Raw genomic sequence first — 15,000 nt, 5'->3', positions numbered from 1 at the left:
CCCGCCGGGCGTATCGGCGACGGTGGACTTATATGTTCCCTCGGAAGGCTTCGCGGGCTCTCAGGCGGTCTCCGGGTCCAGGGGCACGACGAAGCGGAACCCGTTGTAGCGTTCGACTGTCACCGGAACACCGTAGACCGCTTCGATGATCTCCGGCGTCACCACGTCAGGCCCCCCTGCAGCGTGGATGACGCCGTCTTTTAAGAGAATGAACCGGTCGGCGTAGCGGAGCGCCATGTTCAGGTCGTGCATCGTCATCACCGCGGCAACGTCGTGTTCCGTCGTCACGCGCCGGACGATCCCGAGGATCTCGAGCTGGTTTCTGAGATCGAGGCTGCTCGTCGGCTCGTCGAGGAGCAGCACCCGGGGCTCCTGCACGAGGGCTCTCGCGATACTCACTTTCTGCAGTTCTCCGCCGCTCATCTCGTCGATGTAGCGCAACGCCAGGTCTTCGAGGTGGAGCATCCGGATCGCCGCCTCGACGATCCGGATATCCTTATCCGTCATGTCCCACCCGATATGCGGCCGGCGGCCGAGGAGGACGGCGTCGAAGACGGTCACCCGGCCTGCCTCGCATCGTTGCGGAACGTAGCCGACCTTCCGGGCGATCTCCATCCTGTCTGCCGTGAGGAGATCGGCCCCCTCGATGAGGACGGATCCGGACTTCGGCCGCAGGATCGCGTTCATGCACTTCAAAAGCGTCGTCTTCCCGACACCGTTCGGGCCCAGGATCGCGAGAACCTGGTGGGGCGAGAGTTCGAACGTGATATCCCGGATGACCGAAGCGCTCCGGTAATTGAACGCCACGCCGTCGACGTCGAGGATCATCGCCGGTACCCCCGTAACAGCAGGTAGATGAAGACCGGTGCGCCCAGGAATGCCGTGAGAACGGCGACCGGGAGAATGTAGGGGGCCACGATGACCCGGGCGACCGTGTCCGAGGCGAGGAGGAGGATCCCGCCCATCACGCAGGAGCCCGGGATCAGGAAGCGCTGGTCGTCGCCGATGAGCCTTCTCACCATGTGCGGGCAGACAAGCCCCACAAAGCCGATGACCCCCAGGAACGAGACGATCACGGCGGAGACGAGTGCCGCGACGACCATCCCGATATCCCGGATCGCCTCGACGCTGACGCCGAGGCCTTTCGCGGTCTCGTCGCCGGCGTCGATCGCGTTGTAGTTCCAGCGGTTCGCGATGAAGTAGAGCGAGGCCGCTACCGTCACGAAGGCCATGATCCCGAGTTCTTGCCAGCTGGCCCGGCCGACGTCGCCGAACGTCCAGAAGACGACGGCGGCGAGCTGCGTGTCGTCGGCGAAGTACTGGAGAAACATCGTCCCCGCCGTGAAGAGCGAGGAGAGGGCGACGCCGGCGAGCACCATCACCTCGGGGGAAGCCCCGCGTATCCGGGATATGAGCAGGATCACGGCCGTCGCAAGGAGACAGAAGATGAACGCCACCAGCGTCGTTACGTAGGGATTGTTGAGGACGACGGCGTCGGCGATCGTCGACTGCATCTGGCCGGTGCCGAGGACGATCACCGAGACGGCCGCCCCGAACGCGCCGGCGTTCGAGATGCCGAGCGTGAACGGCGAGCCGAGCGGGTTTCGGAGGATCGACTGCATGGCGACCCCGGCCACCGAGAGCCCGATCCCGGCGACGATCGCGGCGAGCGCCTGCGGGAGACGGATGTTCCAGACGATCCGGTCGGTGCTGGTGGGGTTGAGGACGGTGCCGGGGTTGAGCAGCAGGTGTATCCGGTCGACGATACCGTTCACGATGGAGAGGAAGACCTCGTACGGGGGGATGCTTACCGCACCGACCGATATGGATACGATCAGGAGGAGGAAGAGGATGACCACGCCCCCGAGTATCCAGAGGTGCTTTTGCCGCACGTAGCCCATGTAGTCGGTGGGGATTGCCCCGTCTTCGAAGTGCATCTCGTTATCTCCTATCAGAGTCCGGCATCAGAGCGGGTTCTCCTGAAAGCCGAGGTTCCGGTACTCGTTGTTGTGCTCGTCAAAGACCGGCTTTCCGACGAAGAAGGTGTAGATCTCGTTCGCTTTCTCCTCCGGATCGATGTCGGCGAACCGGTCGGGGTAGAGGGTCTTGCCGATGAAGTAGGCGTCGGCAAGGATGGTCTCGTAGTTCACACTGTAGAAGTTGTACGGGAGGACACCGTAAACGCGGCCTTCCTTCGCGGCGGAGAGCCCCTGGAGCGCGGGGTCGGTCTTCAGTTCCCCGATTGCGCCGTCGTTCTCGAGCTGGGTCGTCCCGAGGTCGACGAAGATATACTCAGGATCCCAGTCGACGAGCGCCTCTTTCGCGACGTCGGCGTGGGCCGTGCCGAGTCCGGTCGCGACGTTCTTTGCATTGACCCAGGCAAAGGGGGGGTAAGCGGGCTCTGTGGATATGATACCGTGAGCGCCCGCCGAGGAGACGCCGCCGATGTAGACCATCTTCTGTTCGGCATCAGGGATGTCGGCGGTCCGGGCTTCGAGGTCGGCGATCGTCGCCTCGATGTAGGCGATCACCTCTTCGGCCCGGTCCTTTTTTCTGAGGACCTCGCCCATCGTGCGGAGCCCGGCATACATCTCGGCCTTCTCGGCGTCGTTTCTGAGCGAGCCGTAGGGGAACGCCACGACAGGGATCCCGGTCCTTGCCTCGAGTTTGTCGGCCTCGGGGCCGCTGGTGCTGTACGCCGTTCCGGTGGAGCCGGTCTTGAAGATGACTGCGGGGCCGATCCCGAGGATCTTCTCGGGGTCGTCCTTGCCGCGGAACTCGCCGATCAGGGGGAGGTCCTTGAACTGTGCCCCGTAAGCGAGGGCGTACGGACGGCCTTCCATGGGTTGATTCTTCTTCTCCTGGTCGTCGACGCCTACGGCGAGTTCCTGGCTCTGCAGGTAGACGAGGTAGCGGAGGCACCCGGAACCCGAGCAGACGACGCTCTCCGGGGGCGACGGGACGGCAACCGTCCGGCCGAACCCGTCGGTGATCGTGTCGGTCTCGCCGGTGCCGCCCTGGACGGTCCCGGTGCCGGTGCACCCGGCACCGAGCATGGCAAGAACGAGGGCTGCAAACACCGCGGCCGTGAGGGCCCTTCTGTATCGGAACGGGGGCATACTAATACCAGTAATAGTAACACTGTTTATTATAGTTATCGAAATACCCTCTATCGAGTGTGACTCAATTCGGATTCGTAATACCTGCAGCGGTGATCGGCCGAATCGAGGCAGCTCTCCCGGGTTTGGCAGACTCCTCCTGTTCGCATGCCCGGAGCGTGATCCCATGCCTGGGTTCCGGTCGGGAAGGGAGAAGGAGTGGGTTCCTACCTGCTGCATGCACGATTCTCTCCCACCCCCGTCGCCCTGCCCCCTGGTTACAGCGGAATCTCTGCGAATCCAAGGTTCCTGTACTGACTGTTCAGGTCGGAAAAGACCGGTTTCCCGATGAAGAAGGTGTAGATCTCGTCCGCTTTCTCTTCGGGGTCGATGTCGGCGAACCGGTCGGGGTAGAGGGTCTTGCCGATGAAGTAGGCGTCGGCGAGAACTGTCTCATAGTTCGTACTGTAGAAGTTGTACGGGAGGACACCGTAAACGCGGCCTTCCTTCGCGGCGGAGAGGCCCTGGAGTGCGGGATCGGACTTCAGTTCCCCGATCGCCCCGTCGCTCTCCATCTGGATCGTGCCAACGTCGATGAAGATGTACCCGGGGTTCCAGTCGACGAGCGCCTCTTTCGCGACGTCGGCGTGGGCCGTGCCGAGTCCGGTCGCGGCGTTCTTTGCGTTGACCCAGGCAAAGGGGGGGTAAGCGGGCTCTGTGGATATGATACCGTGAGCGCCCGCCGAGGAGACGCCGCCGATGTAGACTGTCTTCTGTTCGCTCTCGGGGATGTCGGCGGTCCGGGCTTCAAGGTCGGCGATCGTCGCCTCGATGTAGGCGATCACCTCTTCAGCACGCTCCTGTTTCCCGAGAACCTCGCCCATCGTGCGGAGCCCGGTATACATCTCGGCCTGCTCGGCGTCGTTCCTGAGCGATCCGTAAGGGAAGGCCACGACCGGGATCCCGGTCTTCTCCTGAAGTTTGTCGGCCTCGGCGGCACTGGTGCCGTATGCCGTTCCGGTGGAGCCGGTCTTGAAGATGACCGCGGGGCCGATTCCGAGGATCTTCTCCGGGTCGTCCTTGCCGCGGAACTCGCCGATCAGGGGGAGGTCTTTGAACTGCGCCCCGTAAGCAAGGGCGTAAGGGCGGCCTTCAATCTCCCGTCCATCTTTCTCGATGTCGTCGACGCCGACGGCGAGGTCCTGGTTCTGGAGGTAGACGAGGTAGCGCAGGCACCCTGAGCCCGAACAGACGACGCTCTCGGGCGGCGAGGGGACGGCGACCGCCCGGCCGAACCCATCGGTGACCGTGTCGGTCTCGGTGGCGCCGCCCTGGACGGTTCCGGTGCCGGTGCATCCGGTGGCAAGCATGGCAAAAACGAGGGCCGCAAGCACTGCGGTCGTGAGCAATCCGGTGTATCGTGTGATGTGCATACGATCGGGGATTATCGTAGCACCTATTATTATGTCTTTCTAAATTCAGTTTATTGGGTGGGAACAATTTTGCAATTGATCAGAATAGTTGGTCGCGGATCCCGGTGAGTTTGCGGCACCGGATCCGGTTGGCAGTCACCCTCGTGCCAAAGTGCCTCTTCTGCCGTATTCTCCGGTGAAACCCCGTCTCGCTCTCCCGGGACGGATACTTATTATGGAAGACCCGACCTACCCATGCAATGGGATGCCGGTCATGCATCCCGACAGGATCGGCGTATCGTGAGGAATGCACATGCCGGAGAGGATGTTAACTGAATCTGAGGGGTACCGCCTGCTCGAATCGTGCGGGATACCGGTGCCCCCTCACCACCTCGCCACCAGCGCCTCCGATGCACGGGCGGCCGCCGGGCGGATCGGCTACCCCGTCGTCATGAAGGTCATCTCCCCCGAAATCATCCATAAAAGCGACGTCGGCGGGGTCATCACCGAAATCGAGACTCCTGGAGAGGCAGAAGAGGCGTTCCGGACAATAATACAGAACGCCGCTGCCCGTGCCCCGGAAGCGACGGTCACCGGCATCATCGTCGAAAAACAGATGTCCGCGGGGCTCGAGGTGCTGATCGGTGGAAAGACCGATCCGTCGTTTGGGAAGGTGATCACGTTCGGTCTCGGGGGGAAACTCGTGGAGCTCCTGGAGGACGTCTCCATCCGGGTGCTGCCCGTGACCGAGGACGAGATCCGCGCCATGATCCGCGAGATAGAGGGTTACCGGCTCATCCAGGGATACCGGGGAGAGGCCCCGAAGGACGAGGAGACGCTCGTCCGCGTCATCGCCGCGATGGCGCAAACCTTCATCGAAGACCCCCGGATCCGGGAGTTCGACCTGAACCCGGTGATCGTCTACGAGAAGGGAGTAAGCGTCGTCGATGCGCGGATCATCGTCGGGGATACCACCGGAGGCACGGCCGCCCGGCTCAGCGTCCGGGCGCCTCCGGACATCTTCTATCCGGAATCCATCGCCGTGATCGGCGCTTCTGCAAGCCCGAACAAGGTGGGTTACTCGGTGCTCCGGAACCTGCTCTCGTTCTCCGGCAGCCTCTACCCGGTCAACCCGTCCCGAACGGAACTCTTCGGGAGAAAGACCTACTCATCCGTTCTGGACATCCCGGGCCCGGTCGACTGGGCGATCGTCGCCGTGCCCGCCCGCATCGTCCCGGAGGTGATGGAGGAGTGCGGGGAGAAAGGTGTCCGTCTCGCGGTCATCGTCACCGCCGGGTTCCGCGAGATCGGCGGGGAAGGCACAGCGCTCGAAGAGAAGGTCACGGCGATCGCCCGAAGACACGGGATCCGGATCATCGGCCCGAACTGTCTCGGGATCATGATGCCTCACATGGGGATCAACGCCACGTTCGATCCCGTCTCGCCGAGAGCGGGAGATGTCGCCTTCATCTCCCAGAGCGGTGCGATCATCACTACCGTCGTCGACTGGAGCCTCCCTGAAGAGTTCGGGTTCTCGACCGTCATCAGCGTCGGCAACCAGGCGGATCTCGGGTTCGAGCACTTTCTCCGGTTCGCCGAGCAGGACACCATGACCCGGTCGGTCACCCTCTACATCGAGGAGATCCAGGACGGGCGCGAATTTATGGAGATCGTCGGCGAAGTCGCCAGAAGAAAGCCGGTGGTGGCGGTGAAGTCCGGTTCGTCCCGGAAGGGCAAGGCCGCGGCGTCGTCCCACACCGGATCGCTTGCCGGGAGTTACGACGTCTACGTCGCGGCCCTCCGTGCGGCGGGGGTGATTCCGGCCCGGAGCCTGCGGGACGCGTTCAACCTCGCGGAACTCCTGGCCTCCGAGGGCTACCCGCAGCGGAACCGTGCGATCGCCGTCACCAGTGCGGGAGGATTCGCTGTCCTCGCCTCCGACTACGCCGAGGCCTACGGGGTCAATATGGTCGACCTCCCCGACGACGTGCTCCGCGAACTCAACGCATTTCTCCCGCCGTTCTGGAACCACGCAAACCCCATGGACATCCTCGGGGACGCCGACGCTACCCGGTTCGCCGCCCTCTTCGACGTGCTGATACGCCACCAGGACTTCTGGGACATCGCGTTCGTGATCGCCGTGCCGACCACGGTCGTCGATCCGGCGCACGTCGCAAACGAGATTGTCCGGTTGTCCCGGAACACAGAGAAGATGGTGGTGGGCTGCATGCTCGGCGGCGACAGCATCAGGAGCGGACTGCGCATTCTCCGGGGGTCCCGGATCCCGAACTTCGAGGAGCTTGAGGATGCGTTCAAAGCGGTGGGCAGCATCCTCGAGGTCAGGGCCGTCCGGCAGGAGTGAGAGTTTTTCACTCCCGCACACCGGCTGGACAGCGGCCTTCATCTCTTCGTATCTCCCGGAAACCTTTTATATAAATGTCCCGTATCCCGGCTCATCGGAACGGGTTCCACCACCCGGGAGATGGATACGGATGCTGTTTGAGAAGATTAAGTCCGATCTCCTCGCTCACAACTCATACATCATCGGGGCGGGCGGGGAGGCGACGGTCATCGATCCAAGGCGCGACTGCCAGGTCTACACGAACATCGCCGAACGCGAGAGTATGAAAATCACGAGGATCTTTGAGACGCACAAAAACGAGGATTATGTCATCGGTTCCCGGGATCTCGCCCGCCCGACCGGGGCGGAGATCCTGCACGGTGCCCGGGAGGAGTTCGGGTTCGGCACCGGCGTCCGTGAAGGGGAGACGTTCTCGGTCGGTCCGCTCGAACTCGAAGTCCTGGAGACGCCCGGCCATACCATAGAGAGCATATCGCTCCTGCTCCGCGACCGGTCGGTCTCCGACGATCCCCTGATGGTCTTTACCGGTGACGCACTCTTTGCCGGGGATGTGGGGAGAACCGATCTCGCCGGCGAGGATATGCGGCGGGAGGCCTCAGAGATGCTGTATGAGAGCCTGCACCAGAAGATCCTCCCGCTCCCCGACAGCACGATCGTCTGCCCCGCCCACGGCGCGGGATCCGTCTGCGGAGGGAACATCAGCGACCGGGAGTACACGACCATCGGTTTTGAGAAGGTGACGAACGGGCTGCTCTCCCTCTCGAAGGATGAGTTCGTCGAGCGCAAGGTAAGTGAGCGACTCTACGAACCGCCGTACTTTACGATGATGCGCAAGCTCAACCGGGAAGGACCGCCCCTGATCTACAACCTGCCGCACCTTCGGGCGTATTCGCCAAGGGAGATTCGCTCGCTCATGGATCAGAGGGTGCAGATCGTCGACATCCGGTCGCCGACGAGTTTTGCCGGCGGTCACATCCCCGGAGTCCTCAGCATCTGGCGGAACGGCCTGCCCCTCTACATGGGCTACTACTTAAACTACGAGGACCCGATCGTCCTCGTGGACGACTTCAACCTGGACCTGGATCACGCGGTGCGCCACTTCGTCCGGCTCGGCTACGACAACATCGCCGGATACCTTGCCGGCGGGTTTGCGGCCTGGTTCAAGCAGGGCGAGATCATCGAGCGCTCCGGCACCTGGTCCCCACCCGACCTCGCCGAGAACCTGGACGACCCTGCGGTCTGGGTGCTCGACGTCAGGAACATCAATCACCGCGAAGAGGACGGCTACATCCAGGGGTCGCACCACATCTATGTCGGGCACCTCGAGGAGCATATCGAGGAGATCCCGGAGGATAAGCGGATCGTCGTCCACTGTGACGCCGGGTACAAGGGGAGCCTTGCGGCGAGCATCCTGGAAAAACATGGGTTCAGAAACGTCGTAAACCTGCTCGGCGGCACGATCGGGTGGAACGCGGCAAATTATCCGCTGGTCAAGGAAGAGGAGAGAACTGTTTCCGCCTCTCCGACACCGTAGGGGGCGTGATGGCGGTGCAGGTTGTTTCAACCTGCATACGCCCCTCTTCTCCCGGAGCCGGGTGGCAAGATAGCCCCTTTGCGTGTAGTATTCAGACGGTGAACGTCCCCCGTCCCACCCGGGTGATGATGGGCATCGCCGCCGGTTCGTTGCGGTTCATCACTGGGTCCCGCCCGCTCCCGTCTCCTCTCGCCCGATACAGACCCTGACCGGCACCTTCCCCTCGAGCGAGGCCGCGACCGGCGAGCGCCGGTAGCCGTGGTCCACGAGTTCCTCGATCAACTCCTGCGGCGCATCGGCATCCACCCGGACGGTCAGGCGGATCTCCGCCAGTCCCGGTCGAAGATCGCCGATTTCAAGGAATCCGCCGAGATCGAGGTCGCCCGCAACATCGATCTCGATCGAATCGACCTCGATCCCGTCTTCCGCCGCGCTGTAGGCGATACCGATCGCGATGCAGGCAGCAAGTCCCGTCAGCACCAGCTCCGTCGGGCTTGGGCCCTGGTTCTTCCCGCCGAGGACGGTCGGTTCGTCGGCCGGGACGACGAAGTTGCGGACGATCGTGGTGGAGTGGGCGCCGCCGTTCCAGCTCGTGATGCAGGAGAGGGTTCTTCGCCCGATCCTCGGCTCTTTCTGCATCGCCTCCTTGAGGACATTCACCTGCTCGATATTGACTCCGTTTCGCCCGTTCATGGTCTCTCCCCTACATCAGACGATCGGTTCCGACGGCCGTCCCGTCGATCGCACGAGGTGCACCATCTCGTCGGGATCGGTCGTCGGGATGTCGCAGGCGTAGTTGGTGCAGACATATGCCGTGGCCTTCTCCTCCATCATCACGATATCCCGGGTAAACCCGGCCACCTCCACGATCTCCGGTTCCTCTTCGTCGGAAGGACGGAAGATGACGACGGCATCGGGTGCGTAGTTCGACCGGATAGCGCCGATCATCGCTCTCGTATCCTCCGATTCCGGAACGCCGGATATGATCACCTCGAAGTTCGGCCCCAGCATGAACTCCAGGCCGGTGAGGAAGTAGGAGCAGGCGGTCGGAGACTGGCTGACGGTTCCGGCAAAGACACGCCGTATACGCTCTGCCGTCTCCTCGAGTTCGAGGTTCGCCGTCATCCGGCCGAGGACGAAGAGGGCGTACATGGCCACGCTGTTGCCGGAAGGAATCGCCCCGTCATAGACCGGTTTCTGTCTGACGGGGACGTCCGCGTCGTCCGGCACGAAGAAAAACCCTCCCTGGTTGCAGTCCCGGTAGTGCGCGATGAGATCCCGGGAGAGGTCGACGGCGGTCTTGAGGTGGTCGGGGACAAACGACGCTTCGTAGACCTCGATGAGCGCCCAGATCATGAACGCGTAGTCGTCGAGGGTTGCCGCAAGGCCGGCCTCGCCGCCCCGGTAGCGGTGGAGGAGCCGTCCGTCCTGCCGGCGAAGTTTGGTGAGGACGAACGCAGTCGCCCTCTCCGCCGCCGCCAGGTAGTCCGGTTCGTCGAAGGCGCGGGCCGCTTTTGCGAGGGCGGCGATCATGAGGGCGTTCCAGTCGGTGAGGATCTTGTCGTCCTTGCCCGGGCGGACGCGCCGCTCACGGGCCGCAAGAAGTTTCTGGCGTCCCTCTTCCACGAACCACGCCAGATCGTCTTCCGGTGTTGCGAACTCGTGCGCCCAGGATGCGAGGGGGCGGCGCAGGCGGAGGATGTTCTTGCCCGTCCTCTCCCCGCCGGGCTGCTCCCGGTAGTTCCCGGGTTCCGTGACGTTGAATATCCGGGAAAACCGCTCGCCGTCCTCTTCCCCGAGAACGCCGAGGATCTCGTCCTTCGTCCAGAGGTAGAACTTCCCCTCCTCTCCTTCGCTGTCGGCGTCCTCCGCCGAGTAGAAGCCTCCGCCCGGGTCGGTCATGTCGCGCAGGACGTAGGCGATCGTCTCCCGGGCGGTTCTCGCGAACTCCTCTCTCCCCGTTGCAAGGTAGGCCTCCGTGTATGCCATGACGAGGAGCGCCTGGTCGTAGAGCATCTTCTCGAAGTGCGGGACGAACCACTCCGCGTCCGTCGAGTAGCGGTGGAACCCGTGGCCGACCTGGTCGAAGATCCCGCCCCGCCGCATGGCATGCAGCGTCTTCCCGACCATCGTGTATGCCGGTTCCTTCCCGGTCCGGTTCCCGTACCGGAGCAGGAATATGAGGTTGTGCGGGGCGGGGAACTTGGGCGCATCCCCGAACCCTCCGTTCTCCCCGTCGAAGACCCGGAAGAAGGTGTTATAGGCCTCGTCGAGAACCTTCTCGCCGAGTTCGCCCTCTTCGGGAGGGGTTTTCGCCGCGCCCTGCAGTGCCTGGATCACCTGGTCGCCAGCGTTCTCGAGTTCCTGCCGCTGGGTCTGCCAGACCTTGCTGATCCTGGGGATGAGATCCAGCAGGCCGGTCATCCCGTAGCGGCTCTCTTTCGGGATGTAACTCGCTGCAAAAAAGGGTTTTTTATCGGCGGTCATGATGATGGTGAGCGGCCAGCCCCCGGCCCCGGTCAGTGCGTGGGCAGCCGCCATGTAGACCTGGTCGACGTCCGGACGCTCCTCACGATCCACCTTGATGCAGACGAAGACATTGTTTAGGAGTTTCGCGACCTGCAGGTCGGCAAACGACTCCTCCTCCATGACGTGGCACCAATGGCAGGCCGAGTAGCCGATGGAGAGGAATATCGGTTTTCCCTCCTCCCGCGCCCGGGAAAACGCTTCCTCACCCCAGGGGTACCAGTCGACAGGGTTACGGGCGTGCTGGAGCAGGTAGGGGCTCTGTTCGCTCGCCAGCCGGTTCGGTGGTGATTCCTTTTGCACTGGCGCTTCCGGGTCGTATCCGCGTGCCGGGTTCATATCCCTGACGTGCGGATGCAGGCTAATAAAGGTGACTCCTACCGGTGGGGGAGCGGCCCGGGAGTGCGAATGCCTATCTTCCGCTATCGGCGTGAAGGGCTCCCGGCGGTTAAAAAAAAGGAAGTGCGCCCCTCACTCCGCGATGGGGATCTGTTTTGTCTCCTCCGCGGCCGGTTGCAGGTAGGGGACATCCACCGCCAGCAGGCCGTTTCGGAATGTCGCCTTCGCTTCACTGGTGTCGACCGGACAGCCGATCGCATAGGTGCCGACGTAGCGGACGTCACCCCGGGTCGCATCGATGGAAAAACTGGTCTCCTGCATCTTGAACGTGATGTCCTTCTTATCGACCCCGGGTAGCTCGATCTCGATGTGCAGGTTCTCTTCGTTCTCATCCGAGTAAGCACAGACATAGGGTGCAACTCTCAATGCTGCCATCTCATAACCTCCTCGACGGCAACAGAGGTGCGGGGGTGCTATTTAACGTTTGCCTCCTGTCGTGACCCGGCCCGGGGGCGGCACCAACCTGCCGTCCCGGGGTGCGTGCGGCCATACTCCGGAACGGAGGTTTTATCTTGTGCTCCTCAAGTATCATGCATGAGCGAGCGGTTCATCTTCACCCGGCACCGTACCCGCTGCTACCACTGCGGCGAGGATGCCGACCAGATCATAAAAGCGGTCTCCGCGCAGGCGCAGGTGAGCTGCTCTGCCTGCGGGGCGACCCGGATATTCATCCCGCGGTTCGAGAACAGCAGGGTGCCCGGGGCCTGCACGCCGATCGGACGCTACGATCTCTGGACCCTCGAGGCCGAAGGGCGATGCAAAAATTGTGGGGTTACAGGGCCGCACGACCTCGCGATTGGATCCAACCACTTCACGACCCGGTGCCGCAACTGCGGTTATGCGCACTTTTACCGGTTCAACCTGGAGTATGTGGCGCGCGAGGAGGTCAGCGCTCCTCCCGCACCATAGCGATCGCCTCTTTCGGGCACTCGTTCGCGCAGATGCCGCATCCCTTGCAGTAGTCGAGATCGATATTCAGTTCCTCGTCGATGACTCCGTCGGGGCAGTACTGGGCGCAGAGGCCGCAGGCGTTGCACGTCTCCTTGTCCACCACGGGCCGGAACGTCCGCCACGTCCCGGTCTTTCCCGACGCAGCCTCCTTCGGCCTGCTGAGCGCAAGTCTCTCTCTCATATCTTCAGCTCCTCATACGCCGCCCTGGCGACCTTCACGTTCCGCTCGTCAGAGAACATCTCCCGGATCGCCTGCTCCACCGAGGGGAGGGTGACGATGCCCATCTTCGCGAGCGCCCCGAGCACCGGGGTGTTCAGGATCGGGCTTCCCGAAACCACCAGGTTCTGTGCGAGCGCGATCCCGGTCAGGTCGACGTGACGGCAGGTTCCGTTGCACCCGGCAACCGGATGGGCGCTGTTTAAGAGAACCGTGCCGTCGGCCTTGAGGCCGTCCAGAACGTTCACCACGTCCATGATGCTCGTGTCAAGCACGATCACGAGATCCGGTTCGTGGATCTGGCTGTACACCTTGATCGGTTCGTCGTCAATCCTGACGAACGAGACGACCGGAGCCCCGCGCCGCTCCGCCCCGTAAAACGGGCAGGCGGTCGCGTGCTTTCCGTCCCTGAACGCCGCGAGGGCGAGGAGCTTCGCGGCAGTGACACCGCCCTGCCCACCCCGGGAATGGATCCGTATCTCATACATGATCGCTCACCCCGAACCAGGTCTCGGTGCCGGGACGACGGTTCTTGACGAAGTCCGCGATATCGTTGTAGGTGACCTCCTGACCGCCGAGGCCGGCGATCACGCTGTAGGGCTCGATCCCGGTCTTCGACTTGAGGGAATGCGCCACCACGCCGCCGAAGCCGAAGGAGTAGTCGCGGTCGATGACCACCACGTCCCGGCCGGCAAGATCGAGGTCCGGGAAGGGACGGAACCAGCGCAGGCGCATGGAGCCGGCCTTGATCCCTTCGTCGCGGAGCCGGTCGATCGCCACCTCCGCCTCCTTGCCGAGGGTTCCGATCGCGACGACAACAACATCGGCGTCCTCGCACCGGTAGTCCTCCGTGGGGCCGTAAGAGCGGCCGAAACGTTCGGCAAACTCGCGCTCGACCTCCGTAATCACGCCCCGGGAGTCGCGCATCGAACGCTCGATGTCCCACCGGAACCGGAAGTAGTCGGCCGGCCCGGTCATGGGCCCGTAGCCAAGGGGGTTTTCCGTGTCGATGGCGTGCGGGAGGTGGAAGGGCGGCAGGAAGTCGCCGATCTCCACCGTATCGAGCGACTGCGTGATGTGGCTCAATGCGAACCCGTCCAGGTTGACCATCACCGGGAGGAGAACCCTCTCGTCCTCGGCGATCTTGAACGCCATCAGGGTGGCGTCGTAGGCCTCCTGGACGGTGCCCACGAAGACCTGCAGCCAACCCGTGTCGCGCTGGGAGAAGGCGTCGGTATGCTCCGCCCAGGTGTTCCACCCGGGCCCGAGGGCGCGGTTGACGTTCGCCATGACGATGGGGAGACGCGCGCCCGCGGCCCAGTGAACCATCTCGTGCATGTAGAGGAGGCCGTGGGAACTCGTCGCCGTGAACGTCCGGACGCCGCCGGCGCTCGCCCCGATGCAGGCCGCCATCGCCGAGTGCTCGCTCTCCACCGGGATATAGCGGCTTTCAAGGTTGCCGCCGGTGACGTATTCGGCGATCTGCTCGACGATCTCGGTCTGGGGGGTGATCGGGTATGCGGCGATGACGCCCGGTTTTGCGGCCTTCACCGCGTCGGCCACCGCTCTGTTGCCGGTCGCTATCGTCAGCATACGCCTGCCTCCTCACGGGAGAGCCGCTGGATGTTCTGCTGCACCTGCTGGCGCATCAGGTCGAGGGTCTCGGGACTCAGGTTCTTGAACCGGCCCTGGCCCCTGATATAGTCCTCGAGCGGCGCGGGCCGCTTCATCGCCGCCTTCGACGGGCCGCTGATCGAGAGTTTCCCGAACTCGCGCTCGTAGAGAATCCACGTCCCCGTCTTCACGGCGAGTTTCCCCATCTCGACCGTCTTCTCCGTGGGGTAACGCCACCCCGGCGGGCACGGTGCGAGGATGTGGATGAACTTGGGCCCCTCGATCGAGAGCGCCTTCTTGACCTTCTTGTAGAGGTCGAGGGGGTAGGCGCTACAGGCGGTCGCCATGTAGGGCGGGTTGTGCGCCTCGATGATCCGGTCGAGGTCTTTCTTGGTCGTGGGCTTGCCGCCGGGGGTCGTGGTGGTGCGCGCCCCGAGCGGTGTTGCACCCGACCGCTGCATGCCTGTGTTGCCGTATGCCTCGTTGTCGTAGCAGATGTACAGGAAATTGGTGCCGCGCTCGAAGGCACCGGAGAGCGCCTGAATTCCGATGTCGACCGTTCCGCCGTCGCCCGCATAGACGATGACGTTGGTCTCCTTTCCTGCGGCCGCAAACGCCTCGCTCATGCCGGAGGCGCAGGCCGCGGATGCGGCGAACGCCACGTTGTAGACGGGCACGTTCATCGCCGTGCCGGGATAAATCCCCTGGATGACGCTGGTGCAGCAGGCGGGTATGACCAGGACGGAGTCAGATCCGGCGGCTTTGAGCACGTAACGCAGACATAGGGAAGAGCTGCACCCCGCGCAGGCGGATGTGCACTTATAGAGATACTCCTCCTTTGGAATCGCTGACAAATTGGTTACACTCCTCGCGTTTATATTTGTCAT

Annotated in this window: 14 protein-coding genes; 3 read left to right on the top strand and 11 right to left on the bottom strand. The window is 63.2% G+C overall.

All coding sequences use genetic code 11. From position 1 onward, the window contains the following. Positions 1-60: 60 nt before the first annotated feature. From FGW20_RS09210 to FGW20_RS09195, 4 genes are all read right to left on the bottom strand, one after another. On the bottom strand, positions 61-828 hold the full coding sequence (locus FGW20_RS09210; RefSeq protein WP_301677796.1) for an ABC transporter ATP-binding protein: 768 nt from the start codon (positions 826-828) through the stop codon (positions 61-63). Next, positions 825-1,937, bottom strand: coding sequence for a FecCD family ABC transporter permease (locus FGW20_RS09205; protein WP_301677795.1), 1,113 nt, complete (start codon positions 1,935-1,937; stop codon positions 825-827). The genes FGW20_RS09210 and FGW20_RS09205 overlap by 4 nt, the downstream gene beginning before the upstream one ends. A gap of 27 nt (positions 1,938-1,964) precedes the next feature. Then, positions 1,965-3,119, bottom strand: a complete 1,155-nt coding sequence (locus tag FGW20_RS09200) for an iron ABC transporter substrate-binding protein (protein ID WP_301677794.1) — start codon at positions 3,117-3,119, stop codon at positions 1,965-1,967. A 257-nt stretch (positions 3,120-3,376) separates the two neighbouring features. After that, positions 3,377-4,531, bottom strand: coding sequence for an iron ABC transporter substrate-binding protein (locus FGW20_RS09195; RefSeq protein WP_301677793.1), 1,155 nt, complete (start codon positions 4,529-4,531; stop codon positions 3,377-3,379). 292 nt (positions 4,532-4,823) lie between these two features. On the opposite strand from FGW20_RS09195, the gene FGW20_RS09190 reads away from it, so the two are divergent. Both FGW20_RS09190 and FGW20_RS09185 read left to right on the top strand, forming a co-directional pair. Further along, a complete protein-coding gene (locus FGW20_RS09190; RefSeq protein WP_301677792.1) occupies positions 4,824-6,872 on the top strand; it encodes an acetate--CoA ligase family protein in 2,049 nt (682 codons plus the stop codon). 130 nt (positions 6,873-7,002) lie between these two features. Next, a complete protein-coding gene (locus FGW20_RS09185) occupies positions 7,003-8,406 on the top strand; it encodes an MBL fold metallo-hydrolase (RefSeq protein ID WP_301677791.1) in 1,404 nt (467 codons plus the stop codon). A 159-nt stretch (positions 8,407-8,565) separates the two neighbouring features. On the opposite strand, the gene FGW20_RS09180 is transcribed toward FGW20_RS09185, so the two are convergent. The 3 genes from FGW20_RS09180 to FGW20_RS09170 all read right to left on the bottom strand — a co-directional run bounded on the left by FGW20_RS09180 (position 8,566) and on the right by FGW20_RS09170 (position 11,706). Next, positions 8,566-9,099: an OsmC family protein gene (locus FGW20_RS09180; RefSeq protein WP_301677790.1), complete on the bottom strand. Its 534-nt coding sequence runs from the start codon at positions 9,097-9,099 to the stop codon at positions 8,566-8,568. 15 nt (positions 9,100-9,114) lie between these two features. Continuing rightward, a complete protein-coding gene (locus FGW20_RS09175; RefSeq protein WP_301677789.1) occupies positions 9,115-11,271 on the bottom strand; it encodes a thioredoxin domain-containing protein in 2,157 nt (718 codons plus the stop codon). A 132-nt stretch (positions 11,272-11,403) separates the two neighbouring features. After that, on the bottom strand, positions 11,404-11,706 hold the full coding sequence (locus FGW20_RS09170; protein WP_301677788.1) for an Hsp20/alpha crystallin family protein: 303 nt from the start codon (positions 11,704-11,706) through the stop codon (positions 11,404-11,406). 159 nt (positions 11,707-11,865) lie between these two features. Between FGW20_RS09170 and FGW20_RS09165 the strand changes: the two genes are divergently transcribed. Further along, a complete protein-coding gene (locus tag FGW20_RS09165; RefSeq protein WP_301677787.1) occupies positions 11,866-12,240 on the top strand; it encodes a hypothetical protein in 375 nt (124 codons plus the stop codon). Here FGW20_RS09165 and FGW20_RS09160 read toward each other — a convergent pair. From FGW20_RS09160 to FGW20_RS09145, 4 genes are read right to left on the bottom strand one after another with little or no spacing between them, the layout of a single operon-like run. Then, a complete protein-coding gene (locus FGW20_RS09160; RefSeq protein WP_301677786.1) occupies positions 12,218-12,463 on the bottom strand; it encodes a 4Fe-4S binding protein in 246 nt (81 codons plus the stop codon). The genes FGW20_RS09165 and FGW20_RS09160 overlap by 23 nt on opposite strands. Then, positions 12,460-12,987, bottom strand: a complete 528-nt coding sequence (locus FGW20_RS09155) for a 2-oxoacid:acceptor oxidoreductase family protein (protein WP_301677785.1) — start codon at positions 12,985-12,987, stop codon at positions 12,460-12,462. The genes FGW20_RS09160 and FGW20_RS09155 overlap by 4 nt, the downstream gene beginning before the upstream one ends. Further along, positions 12,980-14,092: a transketolase C-terminal domain-containing protein gene (locus tag FGW20_RS09150; RefSeq protein ID WP_301677784.1), complete on the bottom strand. Its 1,113-nt coding sequence runs from the start codon at positions 14,090-14,092 to the stop codon at positions 12,980-12,982. The genes FGW20_RS09155 and FGW20_RS09150 overlap by 8 nt, the downstream gene beginning before the upstream one ends. Next, positions 14,086-15,000: a thiamine pyrophosphate-dependent enzyme gene (locus FGW20_RS09145; protein WP_301677783.1), complete on the bottom strand. Its 915-nt coding sequence runs from the start codon at positions 14,998-15,000 to the stop codon at positions 14,086-14,088. The genes FGW20_RS09150 and FGW20_RS09145 overlap by 7 nt, the downstream gene beginning before the upstream one ends.

It is taken from the genome of Methanoculleus methanifontis (assembly GCF_030464365.1).
GTDB classification, from domain to species: Archaea; Halobacteriota; Methanomicrobia; order Methanomicrobiales; family Methanoculleaceae; genus Methanoculleus; species Methanoculleus methanifontis.
The sequence above is the reverse complement of the archived record's forward strand: the minus strand, read 5'-3'. Positions and strand labels throughout refer to the sequence as shown.